Origin of the sequence: Adlercreutzia sp. ZJ242, from assembly GCF_011038995.1 — a bacterium.
Lineage (GTDB): Bacteria > Actinomycetota > Coriobacteriia > Coriobacteriales > Eggerthellaceae > CAAEEV01.
This window is the reverse complement of sequence record NZ_JAAKEE010000027.1, coordinates 18,282-35,296: the sequence shown is the minus strand read 5'-3', so window position 1 is coordinate 35,296 and position 17,015 is coordinate 18,282. Positions and strand designations below refer to the sequence as shown.

General features: G+C 65.4%; 15 protein-coding genes. 4 read left to right on the top strand and 11 right to left on the bottom strand.

The annotated features are described in order from the left end of the window. The 3 genes from G7Y49_RS07600 to G7Y49_RS07590 form a co-directional block, all read right to left on the bottom strand. Positions 1-291, bottom strand: a 291-nt coding sequence (locus G7Y49_RS07600; RefSeq protein WP_165172601.1) for a DnaJ domain-containing protein, incomplete at its 3' end; no start/stop codon positions are given. After that, positions 284-1,285 (bottom strand): DUF5685 family protein, encoded by a 1,002-nt coding sequence (locus G7Y49_RS07595; RefSeq protein ID WP_206214594.1) that lies wholly within the window; start codon positions 1,283-1,285, stop codon positions 284-286. The genes G7Y49_RS07595 and G7Y49_RS07600, both read right to left, overlap by 8 nt. Positions 1,286-1,498: 213 nt before the next feature. Further along, a complete protein-coding gene (locus tag G7Y49_RS07590) occupies positions 1,499-2,398 on the bottom strand; it encodes a LysR family transcriptional regulator (protein ID WP_165172599.1) in 900 nt (299 codons plus the stop codon). 269 nt (positions 2,399-2,667) lie between these two features. On the opposite strand from G7Y49_RS07590, the gene G7Y49_RS07585 reads away from it, so the two are divergent. After that, a complete protein-coding gene (locus G7Y49_RS07585) occupies positions 2,668-3,621 on the top strand; it encodes a DMT family transporter (protein WP_241157323.1) in 954 nt (317 codons plus the stop codon). 659 nt (positions 3,622-4,280) lie between these two features. Here G7Y49_RS07585 and G7Y49_RS07580 read toward each other — a convergent pair. Then, on the bottom strand, positions 4,281-4,478 hold the full coding sequence (locus G7Y49_RS07580) for a CooT family nickel-binding protein (RefSeq protein WP_165172595.1): 198 nt from the start codon (positions 4,476-4,478) through the stop codon (positions 4,281-4,283). A 52-nt stretch (positions 4,479-4,530) separates the two neighbouring features. Between G7Y49_RS07580 and G7Y49_RS07575 the strand changes: the two genes are divergently transcribed. Next, positions 4,531-4,911: a hypothetical protein gene (locus G7Y49_RS07575; protein WP_165172593.1), complete on the top strand. Its 381-nt coding sequence runs from the start codon at positions 4,531-4,533 to the stop codon at positions 4,909-4,911. A gap of 103 nt (positions 4,912-5,014) precedes the next feature. Here the strand turns inward: G7Y49_RS07575 and G7Y49_RS07570 are convergent, their stop codons facing one another. From G7Y49_RS07570 to G7Y49_RS07540, 7 genes are all read right to left on the bottom strand, one after another. After that, the gene (locus G7Y49_RS07570) at positions 5,015-5,626 is read right to left on the bottom strand and encodes a P-loop NTPase (protein WP_165172591.1); all 612 of its coding nucleotides are present in this window, start codon (positions 5,624-5,626) and stop codon (positions 5,015-5,017) included. Positions 5,627-5,752: 126 nt separating this feature from the next. After that, on the bottom strand, positions 5,753-6,826 hold the full coding sequence (locus G7Y49_RS07565; RefSeq protein ID WP_165172589.1) for a 4Fe-4S binding protein: 1,074 nt from the start codon (positions 6,824-6,826) through the stop codon (positions 5,753-5,755). Between the two features lie 354 nt (positions 6,827-7,180). Next, positions 7,181-9,382 (bottom strand): arsenosugar biosynthesis radical SAM (seleno)protein ArsS, encoded by a 2,202-nt coding sequence (gene arsS / locus G7Y49_RS07560; protein ID WP_165172587.1) that lies wholly within the window; start codon positions 9,380-9,382, stop codon positions 7,181-7,183. An 85-nt stretch (positions 9,383-9,467) separates the two neighbouring features. Next, the gene (locus tag G7Y49_RS07555) at positions 9,468-10,556 is read right to left on the bottom strand and encodes a GTP-binding protein (RefSeq protein ID WP_165172585.1); all 1,089 of its coding nucleotides are present in this window, start codon (positions 10,554-10,556) and stop codon (positions 9,468-9,470) included. 199 nt (positions 10,557-10,755) lie between these two features. Further along, positions 10,756-11,847, bottom strand: coding sequence for a methyltransferase domain-containing protein (locus G7Y49_RS07550; RefSeq protein ID WP_165172583.1), 1,092 nt, complete (start codon positions 11,845-11,847; stop codon positions 10,756-10,758). 216 nt (positions 11,848-12,063) lie between these two features. Then, positions 12,064-12,375 carry a type II toxin-antitoxin system RelE/ParE family toxin gene (locus G7Y49_RS07545; protein WP_165172581.1) on the bottom strand — a complete coding sequence of 104 codons (312 nt, stop codon included), beginning with the start codon at positions 12,373-12,375 and terminating at the stop codon, positions 12,064-12,066. Further along, the gene (locus G7Y49_RS07540) at positions 12,368-12,673 is read right to left on the bottom strand and encodes a type II toxin-antitoxin system prevent-host-death family antitoxin (RefSeq protein WP_165172580.1); all 306 of its coding nucleotides are present in this window, start codon (positions 12,671-12,673) and stop codon (positions 12,368-12,370) included. The genes G7Y49_RS07545 and G7Y49_RS07540 overlap by 8 nt, the downstream gene beginning before the upstream one ends. Positions 12,674-13,241: 568 nt before the next feature. Here G7Y49_RS07540 and G7Y49_RS07535 point away from each other — a divergent pair. Beyond that, entirely contained in the window at positions 13,242-14,300 is a 1,059-nt protein-coding gene (locus G7Y49_RS07535) for a methyltransferase domain-containing protein (RefSeq protein WP_165172579.1), read from the top strand. An 83-nt stretch (positions 14,301-14,383) separates the two neighbouring features. Continuing rightward, the gene (locus G7Y49_RS07530) at positions 14,384-17,011 is read left to right on the top strand and encodes a molybdopterin-dependent oxidoreductase (protein WP_165172578.1); all 2,628 of its coding nucleotides are present in this window, start codon (positions 14,384-14,386) and stop codon (positions 17,009-17,011) included. The last annotated feature ends 4 nt before the right edge of the window (positions 17,012-17,015 follow it).

The window sequence follows — 17,015 nt, the reverse complement described above, 5'->3', positions numbered from 1 at the left end:
GCCCGCGCCCGCGCCGCCCGCGCCGCCGAAGGGGCTGCCGTAGCCGTAGCCCGGCGCGTAGGGCGCCCCGCCTGCGGCAGCGCGTCGGCGGGCGTCCTCCTGGGCGTACTTCTCGGGGTTGGTGATGCGGTCGTACGCCTCGTTGACCTTGTTCATGCGCGCGGCTGCGTCGGGGTCGCCGGGGTTGAGGTCGGGGTGGTTCTCGCGCGCCTTCTTGCGGTACGCCCTCTTCACCTCGTCCATCGAAGCGTCGCGGGAAACTCCCAGTATGTCGTAGGGGTTCTCAGTCATGGTGCTCTTTCTCGGCCTTGTCCTCATGCGCGCGGCTGCCCGTGCCCGTGCCTGCGGCTTCGCTTGCGCTCTCGGCCTTGCCCTCGTCCTCGCCGCCGTAGGTCTCGTTGAACTTCTGCCAGACGCCCGAGTACAGGACGCTGCGCATGAGGTGCGTGTCCTGCACTAAGGGTAACTTCTCGAAGGTGGCGGCGGCGTTGCCGATGAGCACGGAGAGCAAAGTCTTCATATTTTCCGGCGGCATCCCCAGGAGCACGAGCGGGTTGTACGAGCCGGTGCGCGCGTCGTCGGCGTAGTCGACGGCGGCGTCCATGAGGTAGATGAAGCGGCCGAGCTCGTCGCCGAGCGTGCGCATGGGGGCGGCCCAGATGCCCTGCTCATGCGCGAAGAGCTCGCCGAGCAGCTCGCCGAACGCGGCGGCGGCCGCGTCGGGCGCGAAGGAGGGGACGGGATCTGGCGCGGGGCCCGGCTTGCCAGAGGCTGCTTCCGGCGCAGAGCCCGACTTTCCGGCGGCGGTCGCGTCGGGCGCGCTGCCTGCGGTGACCGCGGCCTCGATGCGCGCGATCTCGGCCATGGAGCGCTCGATGGCCGCGCACTGCGCGGGGATGCGCCCGCGCGCCTTCGCGTAGGCGCCCGAGAGCAGCGCGGCCCCGGCGCGCGCGCGTGGCGCGCCCTCGTCGCGCACGTCGTCGAGGCACTTGTGGTAGGCGAGGGCCACGGCGAGGTCGGCGGCGTAGTCGGTCCAGGCAGAGCGCGCGTAGGGCATCTTCTTCACGGGGTGCGTGACGCAGTGCTCCTCGCCGCGCTCCTCGGGCGGCTCGTGGAGCGAGTTCGCCAGCAGGATGAAGAAGGTGAGGTCGTAGGTGAGCACGGCGCGGCTCGCCTGCCCGTAGCGCTCCTTGAGCGCGCGGCACAGCCCACAGTACACCGCATGGTAGCGGGCCTTCTCCTCCTCGCTCACCTTCGAGAGGTGCGCCGTCACGATGCCGAACATGCGCAGGCTCTACTTGGCGGCGGCTTGCGCGGGCGAATCCGCGCCGATGCGGCGCGGCATGGGCGCGAAGGGCTTGCAGAGGGGGCTGTCGAGGAGGTTTCTCATGCGCGTGTCTTTCCGGGGCGTGCCGTGGTGCTTTCGCCATCCAATATACGGGCAAACGGAGGCCGTTTGGAAACTGAACACAATGGACACACGCTCACCACGAGGTCGTCACGCTCCCGTTGCCCCCGTTGCCCCGGCGTTGTCGCTGATCCAGCGGCGGGTGGCCTCTATGAACGCGCGCGTGGCGAACGACGCCTTCGCATAGGCGCGGACGGCGAGCGCTATCGTGCGCGGCGAGGGGAACTCGGGCTCCACGAGCGCGAGGTCGAAGGGATTGTCCTTCAGGATGAGCTGGGGAAACACGCCGTAGCCGAGCCCTTTCTCCACCATGCCCATGACGGCGAAGTCGTTGTCCATCTCGAGGCGCGTGCGCGGGGTCACGCCGTGGCGCTCGAACAGGGCGTCGATCTCGGTGTAGGAGTCGTTGCGCACCTTGACGTAGGGCTCGCGCGCGAGCGCCTCGGAGGGGAAGCGCTGCTCATGCGCGAGCGGGTGGCTCGGCGGCACCACGATGTAGAGCGGGTCGAGCATGAGCGGGATCGTGAAGAAGCCGCGCCGCGAGGGCTCGATGAGGAAGCAGCAGTCGTGCTCCCCGGCACGCACGCGATCCTCCATGTCCTCCTGGTCCTCGAAGCACGCGACCTCCAGCTTGATGCGCGGGTAGCGGTCCATGAACTGCTCGAATATCCCGGGCAGCCAGTGGATGGACACGCTGGCCGAGGCGGCGATGCGCACGGTTCCCGTCTCGAGGTCGCGCATCTCCCCGAGCTTCGATCGCAGGGCGAGCTCGCTGTTGTAGACGTCCTGGATCCAGGGGAGGAGCGTCTGGCCGTCGGCGGTGAGGCGCGCGCCGGCGTGGTCGCGCAGAAACAGGGTCGTCCCCATCTCCTTCTCGAGGGACGAGATCAGGTAGCTGATGCCTGCCTGGGTGTATCCGAGCAGGTCGGCGGCGCCCTTGAAGCTCCCCGCCTCGGCGGCCTTCATGAACGCCTCGTACTTCTGGTCCATCGCGCCTCGCCTCGCTTCGTCCTGGTTCGCCGTGGCTCGCGCTGCCGCGCCGCGTCTCGCGTGTTCAGTTTCGCCATCGCGCCGCGTTTCGTGTGCTCCGTTTCGTCGCGCCGCGCGTTCCGCCATCGCGCCGCGCTGGCGTCTCGTGTATAAGAAATCCTTGTATATCTATAACATACTCAAGATTTTATTTTATCCGAAAGTTCCCTATCATGTGGAGGCCTTGTTGGGAAGCTGAAACCGTGCGGAAGGAAAAGGAGGCTGCTCAGGTGCTTGGAGGAAACGGGCGCTACATCGCCCTCGTGGTGGCGGAGGCCGCGATCTACGGGGCGGGGAACGTGGTGATGAAGGTCGCGTACGAGGGCATAACGCCGCTGTGGTGCATGGCGCTGCGGTTCGGCATCGCCCTCGCGGTGCTCATGGTCGTGGCTGGGCCGCGCGTCCTGCGATCGCTGCGCCAGGCGCGCGTCTCGGCGTGGCTCCCGTCGGGCGCGGCCATGGCGGGCACGTACCTCGCCTGCAGCCTCGCGGTCGACCTCACGACCGCGACGAGCGCGGGCTTCTTCGTGTCGCTGCCCATGATGTTCGCGCCGCTCTTCGCGCTCGTGCTCGCAGGCGAGCGCTACGGGAAGTCGACGGTGCTCCTCCAGGTGGTCGCCGTGGCGGGGCTCTACCTGCTGTGCTGCGGCGAGGGCGGCGCGCGGTTCGGCGCGGGGGAGCTGCTCGGGCTGGTGAGCTCGGCGTCGTTCGCCCTGATGCTGGTGCTCACCCGCAACGGCGCGCGCGAGGTTGACCCCTTGGCGCTGGCGGCCGCGCAGATGGCCGTCACGTTCGCGGCCTCGCTGGCGGCGGCTGCGGCAACCGAGCCGCTCCCCGTGCTCGCCGAGATGCCCGCGCACAGCACCGCGGCGATCCTGCTCCTCGCCTGCGTCGGCACCTGCCTCCCCATGGCCCTGCAGAACGTGGCGCTCGTGCGCGTGCCGCCGACGATCGTCTCGGCCATCCTGTGCTCCGAGCCGGTGTTCACCGCGGCCGTCTCCGCCGCGGTGCTCGGCGAGACGCTCGGCGGCGCGGGCATGCTCGGCGCGGCCGTCGTGGTGGCGGCGACCGTGGCGGCGTCTCTGCAGGGGAGTGAGGGCACCGTGCACCTGCGTCGCCGAGCAGGCAGAGGCGCCCTGCGCATGCGTCGGCGCGTCGCCGCCTCGCTCAGGACGCTCGTGTAAGCCCCGCCTGGCGCAGGGCGGCGGAGCGGGTTTGCGGGACGGGCCTGCGCCAGGCGGGGTCTGGACGGGTCCAATCGCAGGCCCAGAACCCCGCAGCGCGGGTCCTGGGCGCCAGGCGGGGTCCGAACGGTCGCGATTCCTGCGGTCTGACCCCGCCGGACCCGTGCTCCTTGAAGTCCGGGGCCAGGGGGCAATGTCATTAGCTTAAACGGATGTCATATTTGTTGGCAGGGCGGAAGGCAACGAGAAAACCCCCTCAAGCATACGTCAGGCCGACCTTCCGCTCGACGACCTTCGACGGCCTGCTCGTCTCCCCGCCTTTCGCTCGCGGCCCGCTCGCCGCCTCGCTTGCCGATTGTCCGTCTCCCCGCCTGTCGATTGTCGACAACGTTACCGACAACGGTGCTTTTCCATCCACCCCTCAGGCGATTCTGGATGAAATGAAGCCGTTATCGGCGATTTCCCGGGGAAAGTGGATGCGAAAGCGTCGTTGTCGGTGGTTTTCGGGGCTCGAATCGCCGACAACGGGCGTTTTCCATCCAGCTTTTCAAAACCGTGGATGCAAAAGGCGCGTTGTCGGTGCCCAAGATGGAAAGAGGCGTTGTCGGTGGATCGGGTCCCAAGGACTCGGAAAGGCTGCGCCACTGCTCGAAGGAGAGCTAAGCCTCAGCCGAAACTAGCACCAACGAGTTTGAGAAGTCGATCAGCCGCACGAATCCCTCCACCTCCACGCGCTCGCCGAACAGGCTTCTGCAAACCAGGCGCCCATCTGCGCATTCGATGCTCTGGGTTTTATCCATGACAAGCTCGCGAGCGGCAGGCGAGCCTTTCTCTACGTACACAGACGCAAGGCACATGCTAGACACGCTCCCTTAAGATCTTGATGGTCTCTAGCAAGCGCGCATTTGCGTGCTCCATCAGCTCAACGCTCTCACGAAGATGCTCGACGGCACGCTCGTCGCCTATGGCGCCTTGATACTCGGCAAGCTCCTTGGCGTGGTCGCCGTTATGGTGGTGCAGATGCTCGAGCAGCATCAGGATTCGCTCGTCCTGGCTTGCGGCAGCCGAATCCTGCGCATTGTCGTGGCAATGGTCATGGTCATGTCCATGGTCTTGATCGCAGCACATCTCGCATCCCTTCCGTTGTTCTTACTTGCTGTAGCTCATCTCGGCTTCATCGAGCATAAGCCGGACGATCCTGTCCATCTCTTCCTGGAGCTCGGTGGCAGAAAGCGACTCGCCCATCAGGTTGGCAAGGGCAACGCCTTCGCTGGGGCCCAGCGCCCCTAACCATCGAATGTCCCTGTCGTTAAGATGCGACCTCATGTGCTTGAGCTGTTTCTTTCCGCTCACCTTGTTCAAGATGACGCGAATTCGACGCACCCCTATGCCCTCAGACAGGTATTTCATGCGCTCTGCCAGCAGAAAGCAGAAGCGAGTCGCGCGAGGGTTCGGTCACTATGAGCACGGTGTCGCTTCCCTGCTCAACGCCACGGCCGAAGCTTTCCGTTCCGGCGTCCTGATCGGCTATGACCATCTCGCCTTCGCGAAGCTCGATGTTCTGCATCAGGCGCTTGACGATCTCCCCCAAATCGCAGGAGCATCCCTGGAAGGGGTTCTCTATCTTGCCGATGCGCATGAACCTCACGCCGTCGGCTTCAGCCACGTAGGCCGCAGGGATCTCCTCTATGTGCAGCGGATCCTTCGAGAGCCACGACATATCGGCGTGCGGGTCCATGCCGAAACGACTCGACGCATCCATCAGGGGCAGCGGCTGCTCCTCGATCCCGAGCTTGCAAGCCGTGCCCTCGTTCGAGTCGTCGGTGTCTATGACGAGGGGCTTGTAGCCAAGACGGCACAAGCTCAGCGCGAGCAGGGCGGTTACCGTGCTCTTTCCGGCACCGCCCTTCCCGCAGACGGAGATCTTCTTGATGGCCTTCTCTCTGTGGCGAAGCGCGGATTCGGAGCGAATGTACTCGCCCACGATCTTCGTAGCCGCAGCCATTTCCTCTTTGGTTACGGCAAGGCACATCTTGCAGTTAATGCAGCCTTCGCCGGTTATCATCGGAGCCCCCACGGGGCAGTGGAAATCACCCATGTCCCACCTCGTCAGCAATCGATGCGCAGTCGCCTATCGCGGGGCCATCGGGGTGAACAGGTGAACGTCGCCGTCCGGGATCCACTCGACAGGATGGACGAGCTCCATCTCCTTGGCCTCGCTCTCGCAGAAGACCACGCAGTTTCCGCAGCCGAGGCACTTCTCCGGATCAACTTGAGGGAGGCCGTCTTCGTCCATGAATATGGCGCCAAGCTGGCACAGCTCCGCGCACTTCGCGCACTTCGCGCACTTGTCGGCGTCGGTGACGGGCTTGAATCGACTCGGCTTGTTGGCCCAAGCTTGGAACCTGCCGTTGGGATAGCAGGTGGCGAAATCGCATGCGCAGATGTTGCCACCCAATCGGGAGTTCGACCCGATCAGGATCACGTTGCGGCTCTCGATGTCGGCCAGCACGCGCTCTACGTCTTCCTCGGTGGGAGTTGGTGCGTTGATGGTGTCTCGCCAGTGCTTGGCCGTCTTGCCCAACACCAGGCAATGGCCGTCAACGGGGCGCCGGCCTTCGTAAATGCCGCTCGGGGTGGTTTTCTTCGCAGTCTCCTCGTTGTATTCGCCCTCTGTCCACGTTGCAACGCCCACGCGGCACCAGCAGCGCTCGATGCTCAGCTCACCCTTGGCGAAAGCCTCCCTGACCATGAACTCCAAGGATTCGCAGTCCATGGCGCCGGGCACGCCTTTGATCGCCTTTCCTTTGGGGATGCAGCGCATGGGAAACTGCACCATCGGCTTGTCGGGCGTGTACATGTCGGGGTCTTTCGCCAAGGACCTGCACAGCTTGACGAGCTTCTCGGTCTCTCCCTCGATGGCAATGTCGTTGTTGTCGATCGCGAAGATGATGTAATCCCAGTAGATCGCCGAAACGGGGGTGAGCTTTACGTACATCTGCGGGGTCTTGGTGATCTTGCCTTGTCCGACCAGGCGCTCGAGGGTCTCCTTGATGAAGCCCTCGTCGAAGCCGGTCTTTTCGGCAACCTCGGCAGGCGTGCCGGGAAGGGCGCGCGCCATAGCGAATTCGTCGAGGTTGAAGGCTTGCGCGAGGAAATAGGCGGCGACGTCGTAGCGGTTGCTCGGAGCGAAGAACTCCGCCACTGCCTCATGGTAAACAGGGTCTATAGCGGGAAGGGGATCCCCCAGGATCTCCTCCAGCGTCCAGGTGGGAAAAGCACCGTACTTGTACTACTTCAGTTCCATCGCCAGCCTCCTCGCTCAAACAGGGTAAGCTCAGGCGCCCAAGCCGCATTCCCAAGCTGCGCTTGAGCGCCTTTCCTCTATGCCCATTCTGAAAGCCCGGCGCGACTTATGCCAGACGCGCAAATCCTGCCATCTCCGCAAAACCGCACGTAGGAGTCGAATCGGCGATTCTGTTTTGGAATACGAGGAGCGTCGGCTTTCCCGAAACCCGGCTGCTGGCGGCACCTGAGTCGTTCGAGCTGTCTGAAACCGCTAGTCGGCGCTGTACTCATGCACGAGGGAGCCGCCGCAGCTGCTTCCGAAGCCGGCTGAGCAGCTGTAGCACACGGGGTGCGTGCGCAGCGAGCGCTCGGGCAGCCCGCCTTTCGCCAGGTCCTCCACGCGCGCGTCGCGCGTCGCGCCGTCGGACGCGTCCGCGTCCGCGGGCAGCTGGATGGGCAGCCCGAGCACGTGGTTCACCTCACAGTCGTACAGGCGGCCGTCCACGTCGACGTTCACCTGGTCGCGGCACATCATGCGCTGCACCGCGAGCGCGTTGAAGTTCTCCACCAGAAGCTTGAGGTAGGAGTCGAACATGTTGGCGTCGAGCAGGTCGTGCGCGAAGCGGCCGAGCGGGTAGTTGTTGAACGCGAACAGGTCGTTGAACTCGATGCCCTCGCGGCGCGCGAGCTCCTCGCGGTAGAGGTCGGCCAGCATGTCCTGTGGGGGCGGCAGGAAGGGGCCGCTCACGTTGTACACCAGGTCGAGCGGCAGCCCGCCTGCGGCGGAGCCGTAGCCGCGCTCGTTGAGCCGGCGGATCACGCGCATGGCGCGCTCGAACACGCCGCGGCCGCGCTGGGCGTCGGCCGTCTCGGGGCTGTAGTAGGGGATGGAGGCCGTCACGTGCGCGCCCGCGGCGGCGTACTCGTCGATGAAGTGCGCGTATTCGGGCTGATCGAGCAGCGTGAGGTTCGAGCGCACGATGACGTGCCCGCCTGCGGCCTGCGCGCGTCGCGCCGCCTCGGCCAGAAACCAGCTGAAGTCGGGGTGCAGCTCGGGCGAGCCGCCGGTGATGTCCATGACCTTGAAGGCGCCGGCGTCGAACGCGTCGAGGCACGCCTGCAGCGTCTCGCGGCTCATGGCCTCGCGGTTTCTCGGCGAGCACTCCAGGTAGCAGTGGCGGCATGCCAGGTTGCAGGCGTACGTGATGTTGACCTGCATGGTGGTGAGCGCAGGCGTGGCGGGCGCGGTGAGCACCTGCGCGGAGTTGACGCGCTCCTCGAAGCTCGGCTCGCCGATGCGCGCGAGCGCCTCGTCCACGTACGCGAGGTCGACGGCCTTCTTGCCGCGCCGCGCGGCCACGGCGTCCTGGGCGCGCTGGTAGTCGAACGCGCCGCGGTGCGCCCCGCGCGGGCGGATGTCGAAGTGCGCGCCGTAGCGCGACTGGGCGATCATCTCGGCCATGTTCCCGCTGATGGCCACGTCGCGTCCCTTGATGAGGCGGATCTCGTCGGTGAGGTCGAAGTAGCGCGGCATCTCGGGGATGGTGCCCTTGTAGCGCGCGGTCTGCCCGTAGCTCTCGTGGGCGTCCTCGAGCCCCGTGGCCTTGATGGCGCGCACGGTGCGCGAGGTGAAGCCCATGAAGCCGAGCTTCGTCTCGAGGGCCAGGTCGCTCACGTGGATGTCGTCGATCACGGTGTAGAGGTAGCTCGCCCAGCCCTGGCGCGCCATCATGCGGCGGAAGTCGTCGAGGTAGAGGGCGCCGCCGAGGCACTCGCCGCGCAGGACGGGGTCGTCGCGCAGCTCGGGCGGCATGCGGCGGTCGCAGAACACGTCGGAGAAGTACAGCTCGCCGCCGGGCTTGAGCACGCGGTAGATCTCGGAGAACACCTGCTCCTTGAACGGCGTGAGGTTGATGACGCAGTTGGACACCACCAGGTCGACCGTGCCGTCCTCGATGCCGAGCTCGGCGAGGTCCTCGATGTAGCCGCACTTGAACTCCACGTTGGAGCGCGCGAAGCCGAAGCGCGCGGCCTGCTCGTCCTGGTAGGCGCGCGCCACGTCGAGCTGGGCGGGCGTCATGTCCACGCCGACCACGCGCCCCGTCTCGCCCACGAGCTTCGACAGGACGTACACGTCGCGGCCCACGCCGCAGCCCAGGTCGACCACCGTGCAGCCCTCGAGCGCGGGCGGGATGGGGCTGCCGCAGCCGTAGAAGCGCTCCATGATCTCGTCGGCGATCTCGGGCATCACGTCGCGCACGTACTTCGGCGGCGCGTCGGTGGTGCAGCAGCACGCGTTGGTCTTGAGGTCGTCGGAGCCGGCCAGGATGCGCCCGTAGTACTCGCGCACCTGGTCGTGGATGGAAAGCTCCGCGTCGGGGATCTGGGAGGCGTCGAGCGAGGGCACGAGCGACGCGTGCGCCACGTCGCGCCCGGCGCCCTGCGCGCCTGCGGCTTTCGGTTCTTCGGTCATAGTCAGCTCCAACTCGTCTCTTTCGCCCTGCCGTCGCTCGAGCCAGCGTCAGGTGACGGCAGGGGTGCTTGCTCAGCTTCGCGTCCTAGCGCCCCTCGTCGGCCATGCCGAAGCACTCGGTGAAGAACACCTGGCAGTCGAGGTCGTAGCGGTCGCAGACCTCGTCCACGGCGTCGTCCACGATGCGCGCCATCGGGCGCGACTCGCACACGGCGCGCGCGTTGATGATCATGCGCATGTTCTTGTGGCCGCGCAGGAACTCCTGCTCATATTCGGTGTCGTAGTCCACGCCGATGAGCGACGCCTTGTTGAAGTCGCCGTTGCCCGAGGTGGCGAACGTCTTGAGGTGCGGCACGTTGCGCTTGCGCTCGATGAGCCCCATGCGGATCTCCTCGATGAGGTCGTCCACCACGGCGTTCATGTCGATCTTCTCTCCGGAGTTCGTCTTGAAGAACACGCGGCGGTTGTACCAGGTGAGCTTCGCCTCGGCCTGCTCGAACTCGTGGTTGTTGCGCACGGAGAAGTTCTTGAGCTCCGTCTCGTGCGTGGTGAGGTACTTCGCCAGCTCCTCGATGCCCGTCTTCTCGCGTGCGGAGATGGTGAGCACGGGGATGTCGGGCACGGCGGTCGTGAGGAAGTCCACGTAGCGCGCGATGTCCGCGTCGGTGAGCAGGTCGCATTTGTTGAGCACCACGAGGTCGGCTTCCTCCAGCTGGAGCTTCAGCAGGTAGACGAGCTCCTCGGGCAGGTTGATGTCGGCCTTCTCGGGCATGATCATGCGCAGGCGCTCGGGGTCGACGATCACCGTGAACGGCGACAGCACGAACTCGTCGGCATGCGCGTCGGCGAGCGTGTGGTACACGTGGTCGAGCGCGCCCACGCCGCAGCCGGGGATGTCGCTCATGACGAACACGGCGCCGTCCTTGTCGCGCAGGCGTCTGATCTGGTCGATGGTGTTGTCCATCTGGTAGCAGATGCAGCCTGACGCGATCTCGGCCACGGTGCAGCCGCTCGTCTGCGTGAGGTTGGTGTCGACCAGGTTCGCGCCCAGGTCGTTGGCGATGATGGCCGTCTCGCCGTAGGTGCGGTTCATGTGCTCGGCCAGGGCGATCATCGTGGTGGTCTTGCCAGCGCCCAGGAATCCGCTGACGACCATGAATCTGATGGGTTCCATTGAGAGTTTCTGTCTCCTCGTCGTAAGTTGGCTTGCAGCATTATAGCGTGCGAGGCGCCCGCCTGCTCTGACGGGCGCCTCGCACATCGGGGGAGAGGCGGGGCGCCGGCTGCTCCTCGAGCATGCTCTCCCGGGCTCCAGGCTCCGGGCTCCGGGCTCTGGGCTCTAGGCTCCGGGCCCCGGGCCCCCGGCGCCTTCGCTAGCAGCAGCTGGCTTGGATGGGCTGGTCGTCCTCGTCCACCACGCCGTCGAAGTCGGGCGCGCACTTGATGATGTGGTCGCCGTGAATGTCGCCGTAGTGCACGTCGCGCGAGCCGGTGACGCTGATGACCTTCGCGTAGCGCGTGGCAAGCGGCAGCACCGACACGTTGTCGCACACGTGGCATGTCTTTCCGGCGGGGAACTTGATGTCCTTGTCGTACAGGAAGAACTCAGGGTAGCCGGGCAGCGAGCCGTCGTAGGTGATCTCCTCGCCGTAGTCCTCGCAGTGGTCGGACGTGAGCTCGGAGTTGATGAGGCGGCTCGTGATGGTGGCGAACGCGATGCCGGGGTAGACGGCGGCCTCGTCGGGCGAGACGGGCGTCTGCCACGTCATGAGGTAGCGCGGGTCGTGGAATCCGGCAGCTTGCGCCAGGCGGCGGAAGTCCTCGATGAACAGGGCGCCGCCCAGGCGCATGGCGACGTTCTCCACCTGGTCGGACGTTGCCTGCGGGATGCGGCGGTCGCAGAACACGTCGGTGAAGTACCACTCGCCGCCGTCCTTCAGCACGCGCTTGACCTCGGCGATGTAGCGCTCTTTGTCCGGCGACAGGTTGAACGTGCAGTTGGAGATGACCACGTCGACCGACCCGTCGGCGACGAACGAGAGGTCCTCGGGCGCGGCGTTGACCAGCTCGACGTTGCACTCGTCGTAGCCGAACTGCTTGATCTCCTGCGCGAGGTACTTCTGCGCGACGGCGAGGCGCGCGGCTACCGGCTCGACGCCGATGACCTTGCCCTGCGCGCCGACGAGCTGGGCGGCCAGGTAGGTGTCGCGACCGCTTCCGCAGCACAGGTCGAGCACGGTGCAGCCTTCCAGAAGCGGAGGCAGGGGAGCGCCGAACTCGTGGAACGTGTTCTTGATCTCGGCTGACACGTTGTAGAGCAGCGGGCGGGCTTCCTCGGGGATGGTGCCGTCGGCGTCGCGCGTGCGGGCGGTCGCCTGGGGGTCGCGCCCCTGGGCCTGGGCGATGGCGGCGTAGTAGGCGAGGTAGTCCCCCTCGGCTTTGCGATAGTAGGCGGCGTAGTCCATAAAGCTGTCCTTAGTCTCCGATTAGCTTGCTTCAAATAACTAGTGGACTAAGTCTAGCATAAATTAGTTGACCGAGTCTAGCATATAGAGATGGGTTGGGAGCTAGGGAGAACCGTTCGGCTGCAAGAGCCGCCCTGCTGCAAGGATCGCCCTGCTGCAAGGATCGCCCTGCCGTAAGGAACGTTCTGTTGCAAGAGCCGCCCTGCGCGATGCGCGTCAGAGCTCGACGAGAGAGTAGGCGTCTATGTCTTGGCGCTGGTGGAGGATGCGGTACACCGTGAGCGTGGCTTCGTCGAAGCGGTAGAAGACGGTGTAGGGGTTCGCCAGGACGGTGCGGTACTCGTGCTCGAGGTTGTCGTGGTGGAAGTGCCCGCCTGCGTCGGGGAAGCGGCGCGCCATGTCAAGCGCTGCGTCGATGCCCTGCATGGCGGCGAGGGCGGCCTGCGGTGAGCTGCGCTCGACGGCCAGGAAGATGGCGATGGACTCGCGGTCAAGGTGGGCGCGCGGGCGCCAGGCTATGTCAAGCATAGTCGATGCCCCACAGCGCGAAGATCTCGCGCATCTTGGCGTCCGACTCCTCCTTGGACATGGTCTGCGGGCGGTAGCGCTCCTCGATCTCCGCCTCGCGCAGGGCGAGGTAGCGGCGGTTGTTGCGCTCGGCGGCCTCGTATGCGGCGCTGTCCATCAGGACGTAGGAGGGCACGCCGTTCTTGGTGAGCACCACGGGCTTCCACGTCTCGGTTGCCTGCTCGCATACGTTGTTGAGCTGCGTGCGCAGGTCGGTGATGGGCCGGATGACGGGCAGCTCGGCAAGGGCAGGGTTCATGGCGCCTCGTTTCCCCAGAGGGTTGATTCGCAATGAATTATATACGGAATTCCATAAGGAATAAAGCACTGAAGGCGAGTTTGCGGGCTTGACGCGGCGCGCTCATGCGAAAGGCCGTGCGCGCGGAGGTGCGGTTGCGCGAGATGCGCGGCTCCTTCACGCGATGCGTGGCGCGTTCGCATGAAGGAGGCGCCTGCGCGTGCACGGTGCGCGAACGAAGCCCCGCAAGAAGCCCGCAAGGGAGGCCGAAGGAGGCGCCTGCACGTGCATGATGCGCGCGCGTTCCCGTCCCATGACGCAGGAGAGCGGCCGGCAACCTGGGGGGGGGTTGCTGCCGACCGCTCTCCTGCGTGTTTCAGACCATCCTCAATATAAGACATAATCTATTAGCAGTCAAGCACTAATTTTGGCGCACCTCTTGTAATTTTCGTGTAAAACTTTACAATTTGAAACTGCTATTGGACTTAAACCAATAGTAATAGGCCGCAATCAACCAAATGAAGCATATAAGGGGGGATTGCCAAGGGTTGCAGGTGAGCGGCGAAGACTAGAAAGGAAGGATTTGCGTATGAGCGAAGACATTCGCGAGAAGGTCAAGGAGTACTACAGCGCTCTTCAGTCGTCCGGTGACCTGAAGACGAGCGTGTGCTCGTGCTCGTCGGCCTCGCAGGAGGTCCAGGGCATCATCGACGACCTGCCTGCTGAGGTGAACGAGCGCTTCTACGGATGCGGAAGCCCCATTCCGCCGATGATCGAGGGCTGCACGGTGCTCGACCTGGGCTGCGGCACGGGCCGCGACGTGTTCGTGCTGTCGAAGCTGGTCGGCGAGAAGGGCCGCGTGATCGGCGTGGACATGACCGAGAGCCAGCTCGAGGTCGGCCGCAGGCACCAAGACGAGGTGGCGCGCGCATACGGGTACGCCGCCAGCAACGTGGAGTTCAAGTGCGGCTACATCGAGGACCTCGCCGCGCTCGGCATCGCCGATGACTCCATCGACGTGGTCATCTCCAACTGCGTCATCAACCTCTCCCCGTTCAAGGAGCAGGTGTTCTCCGAGGTTTGGCGCGTGCTGAAGGAGGGCGGCGAGCTGTACTTCTCCGACATCTTCGTCGACCGCCGCATGACCGAGGCCCAGCAGAACGATCCCGTCCTGCGCGGGGAATGCATCGGCGGCGCGATGTACATCGAGGACTTCCGCCGTCTCATGCGCCGCGTGGGCTGGGAGGACTTCCGCTACACCGCCTCGCGCGTAAAGCACGTCGACGACGCCGAGCTGGCCGCCAAGGTCGAGGGCGCCACGTTCTTCTCGCGCATCGTGCGCGCGTTCAAGCTGCCCGCGCAGCTCGAGGACCTCTGCGAGCAGTACAACCAGAAGGCCACCTACCTCGGCACCATCCCCGGCATGCCCGACTGCTTCGACCTTGACGACCACCATCGCTTCATGAAGGACGTGCCGCTCGACGTGTGCGGCAACTCGTGCGCCATGGTGGAGAACACGCGCTTCGGCGCGGCGTTTGCCATCGAGGGCGACCGCTCGGTCCACTACGGCCCGTTCCCCGGCTGCGGCAACATTCCGTACGACACCGGCGACGACGAGGACGGCGGCTGCGGCTGCGGCTGCTGCTAACGCGCCCCAGAGCCGCCTCGCGAGGGCGGCCTTAAAGCAGGTTGAGGAAGGCAAGAAGAGAGAAAGGAGGGGACTTTCACCTCATGGATCGTCGTACGTTTTTGAAACTATCCGCCGCCACCTGCGGCGCGGCTGCGCTGGCCGCGCAGCCCTTGGCAGCGTTCGCCGAGGCGCCCGGTGCCGTGGAGGACGTGAGCTCGAGCTCGGGCTCCTCCAAGGGCTCGGGCAAATGGGTGATGTCGAGCTGCCAGGGCTGCACGTCGAACTGCGCCGTGCGCGTGTACGTGCAGGACGGCCGCGCCATCAAGGTCGAGGGCAACCCCAACGCCAAGGGCAACCATGGCTGCGTGTGCCCTAACGCCTTGCTGGCGCTCCAGCAGCAATACGACCCCGATCGCGTGAAATACCCCATGCGCCGCACGAACCCCGAGAAGGGCCGCGGCATCGACCCGGGCTTCGTCCCCATCAGCTGGGACGAGGCGCTCGACGAGATCGCGGACAAGCTGCTCGAGCTGCGCGACAACGGCGAGGCTCACAAGCTCGCCGTGGCGAAGGGCCGCTCCACCGGCATCGCCGACGTATTCCACAAGGCGCTGCCCGAGATCTACGGCACGCCGAACCGCTTCTCCCACTCGTCCATCTGCGCCGAGGCTGAGAAGCTGGCCACCGGCGCGCTCTGCGGATACTGGGACTACCATGACTACGACATGCTCCACACGAAGTACGTCATCATGTGGGGCGCCGACCCCATATCGTCGAACCGCCAGATCTCCAACGCGATCAGCCAGTTCGACAAGATGCATGCGAACGCCAAGATCATCGTGGTCGACCCGCGCCTGTCCGCCACGGCCGCCAAGGCCGACAAGTGGCTGCCCATCATCCCGGGCACCGACGGCGCGCTGGCCTCGGCCATGGCGCACGTCATCCTCAAGGAGGGCCTGTGGAACAAGGAGTTCGTGGGCGACTTCGAGGACGGCTTCAACTACTTCGGCAGCGGCGAGCCGCTTGACGAGAACCTGTGGGAGGTCTACGGGAAGTACCGCGGCGGCAACCAGGTGTATCCGGGCGGCCCCAGCTCGTCGAACGAGTACTGGTTCGACGAGAAGTACACCCACGGCATTTGCCGCTGGTGGAACCTAGAGCTGCACGACAAGACTCCTGAGTGGGCGGCCGAGATAACCGGCATCGACGCGGAGACCATCGTGGAGGTGGCGCGCGCGTTCGCCACGCAGAAGAACAAGGCCATCTCGTGGATCTCGCCGGGCGTGTGCATGACGGCGCGCGGCGCCTACACGGGCATGGCGTGCTTTGCGCTGAACGGCCTGGTGGGCTCCTACGAGGCCGAGGGCGGCGTGATGCGCAGCCCGAGCATCTCCACGGGGCACCTGGCCGACATGTACGCCTACAAGGACTCCAAGGCGAAGAAGGGCCTGAAGAAGGCCAAGGCCGACCAGCGCCAGAACTTCGACTTCGTGTCCATCGAGAAGGGCGAGTCCGGCCACAACCAGAACACCAACCGCGTCGCCGACGCCATCATCTCGGGCGAGCCGTACCAGATCAAGATGATGATCTCGTACTGGAACAACTGGGCGTACTCCTGCACCGGCGCCCAGCGCTGGGAGGAGGCGCTGTCCAAGCTCGAGTTCTTCGTGCACATCACCACGAACGCCTCCGAGATGAGCCAGTTCGCCGACATCGTGCTCCCCGCGAAGCACCATATGTTCGAGGCGTGGGGCTTCGTGAAGAACAAGCAGAACCTCTACGGCTACCTGAGCGTCGAGCAGCCGTGCGTCGAGACGCTGTTCGAGGCGAGGAACGACGAGACGGAGATAGCGTGGGCGCTCGCCGAGAAGCTGCGCGATAAGGGCTGGAGCAAGCTCTACGACTATTACTCCATCGAATGCCACGACGCCTACGGCGGCAACCGTCCCACCAACGCCGAGGAGTTCGGCCAGTCGGTGGTGCGCCGCTTCACGCAGCCCGCGTGGGACCCGTCCGCGGCGGCCGGCGGCGACGACATCAAGAAGTGGTCCGACTTCCTGAAGAACGGCGTGTGGAACTCCGACCGCATGACCTACAAGAAGCACTACAAGGACTTCGGCACGCATACGGGCAAGTTCGAGTTCTACAGCGAGACGCTGCGCGAGATCCTGCTCGAGCACTGCAACAGCTACAAGACCGACGTGAACTCCCTCATGGAGGCGTGCAACTACCAGGCACGCGACGGTCTGTGCTTCGTGCCGCACTACGAGGAGCCGCTGCGCCACGGCGACGAGGGCGACTTCCCGTTCGTGTTCAGCGAGCACCGCTCGCGCCTGAACCGCGAGGGCCGCAGCGCCAACCTCACGTGGTACCAGGAGTTCAAGGACTCCGATCCCGGTGACGAGGCGTGGGACGACGTCCTCAAGGTCAACCCGTCCGACATGAGAAAACTCGGCTTGAAGGACGGCGACGAGATCGTGGTGACTTCCCCGAGCGGCTCGATCACGGTGCACGCGAAGGGCTGGGAGGGCACGCGCCCCGGCGTGGTGGTGAAGTGCTACGGCCAGGGACACTGGGCCTACGGGCACGTGGCTGCGGTTGACTTCGAGCGCGCCAAGCCCCGCGGCGGCAACAACAACGAGATCCTGCCGGCCGAGTGGGAGCGCCTGAGCTCCTCGACCGCGCGTCACGGCGGCGTCACGCGCGTTGCGATCAAGAAGGCGAGGTAGGCAT

What these genes read in the sequence shown, in the direction of transcription:
- G7Y49_RS07595 (WP_206214594.1), bottom strand. Translation starts at nt 1,285, where the DNA reads ATGTTCGGCATCGTGACGGCGCACCTCTCGAAGGTGAGCGAGGAGGAG.
- G7Y49_RS07590 (WP_165172599.1), bottom strand. Translation starts at nt 2,398, where the DNA reads ATGGACCAGAAGTACGAGGCGTTCATGAAGGCCGCCGAGGCGGGGAGC.
- G7Y49_RS07580 (WP_165172595.1), bottom strand. Translation starts at nt 4,478, where the DNA reads ATGTGCCTTGCGTCTGTGTACGTAGAGAAAGGCTCGCCTGCCGCTCGC.
- G7Y49_RS07570 (WP_165172591.1), bottom strand. Translation starts at nt 5,626, where the DNA reads ATGGCTGCGGCTACGAAGATCGTGGGCGAGTACATTCGCTCCGAATCC.
- arsS (WP_165172587.1), bottom strand. Translation starts at nt 9,382, where the DNA reads ATGACCGAAGAACCGAAAGCCGCAGGCGCGCAGGGCGCCGGGCGCGAC.
- G7Y49_RS07555 (WP_165172585.1), bottom strand. Translation starts at nt 10,556, where the DNA reads ATGGAACCCATCAGATTCATGGTCGTCAGCGGATTCCTGGGCGCTGGC.
- G7Y49_RS07550 (WP_165172583.1), bottom strand. Translation starts at nt 11,847, where the DNA reads ATGGACTACGCCGCCTACTATCGCAAAGCCGAGGGGGACTACCTCGCC.
- G7Y49_RS07545 (WP_165172581.1), bottom strand. Translation starts at nt 12,375, where the DNA reads ATGCTTGACATAGCCTGGCGCCCGCGCGCCCACCTTGACCGCGAGTCC.
- G7Y49_RS07540 (WP_165172580.1), bottom strand. Translation starts at nt 12,673, where the DNA reads ATGAACCCTGCCCTTGCCGAGCTGCCCGTCATCCGGCCCATCACCGAC.
- G7Y49_RS07535 (WP_165172579.1), top strand. Translation starts at nt 13,242, where the DNA reads ATGAGCGAAGACATTCGCGAGAAGGTCAAGGAGTACTACAGCGCTCTT.
- G7Y49_RS07530 (WP_165172578.1), top strand. Translation starts at nt 14,384, where the DNA reads ATGGATCGTCGTACGTTTTTGAAACTATCCGCCGCCACCTGCGGCGCG.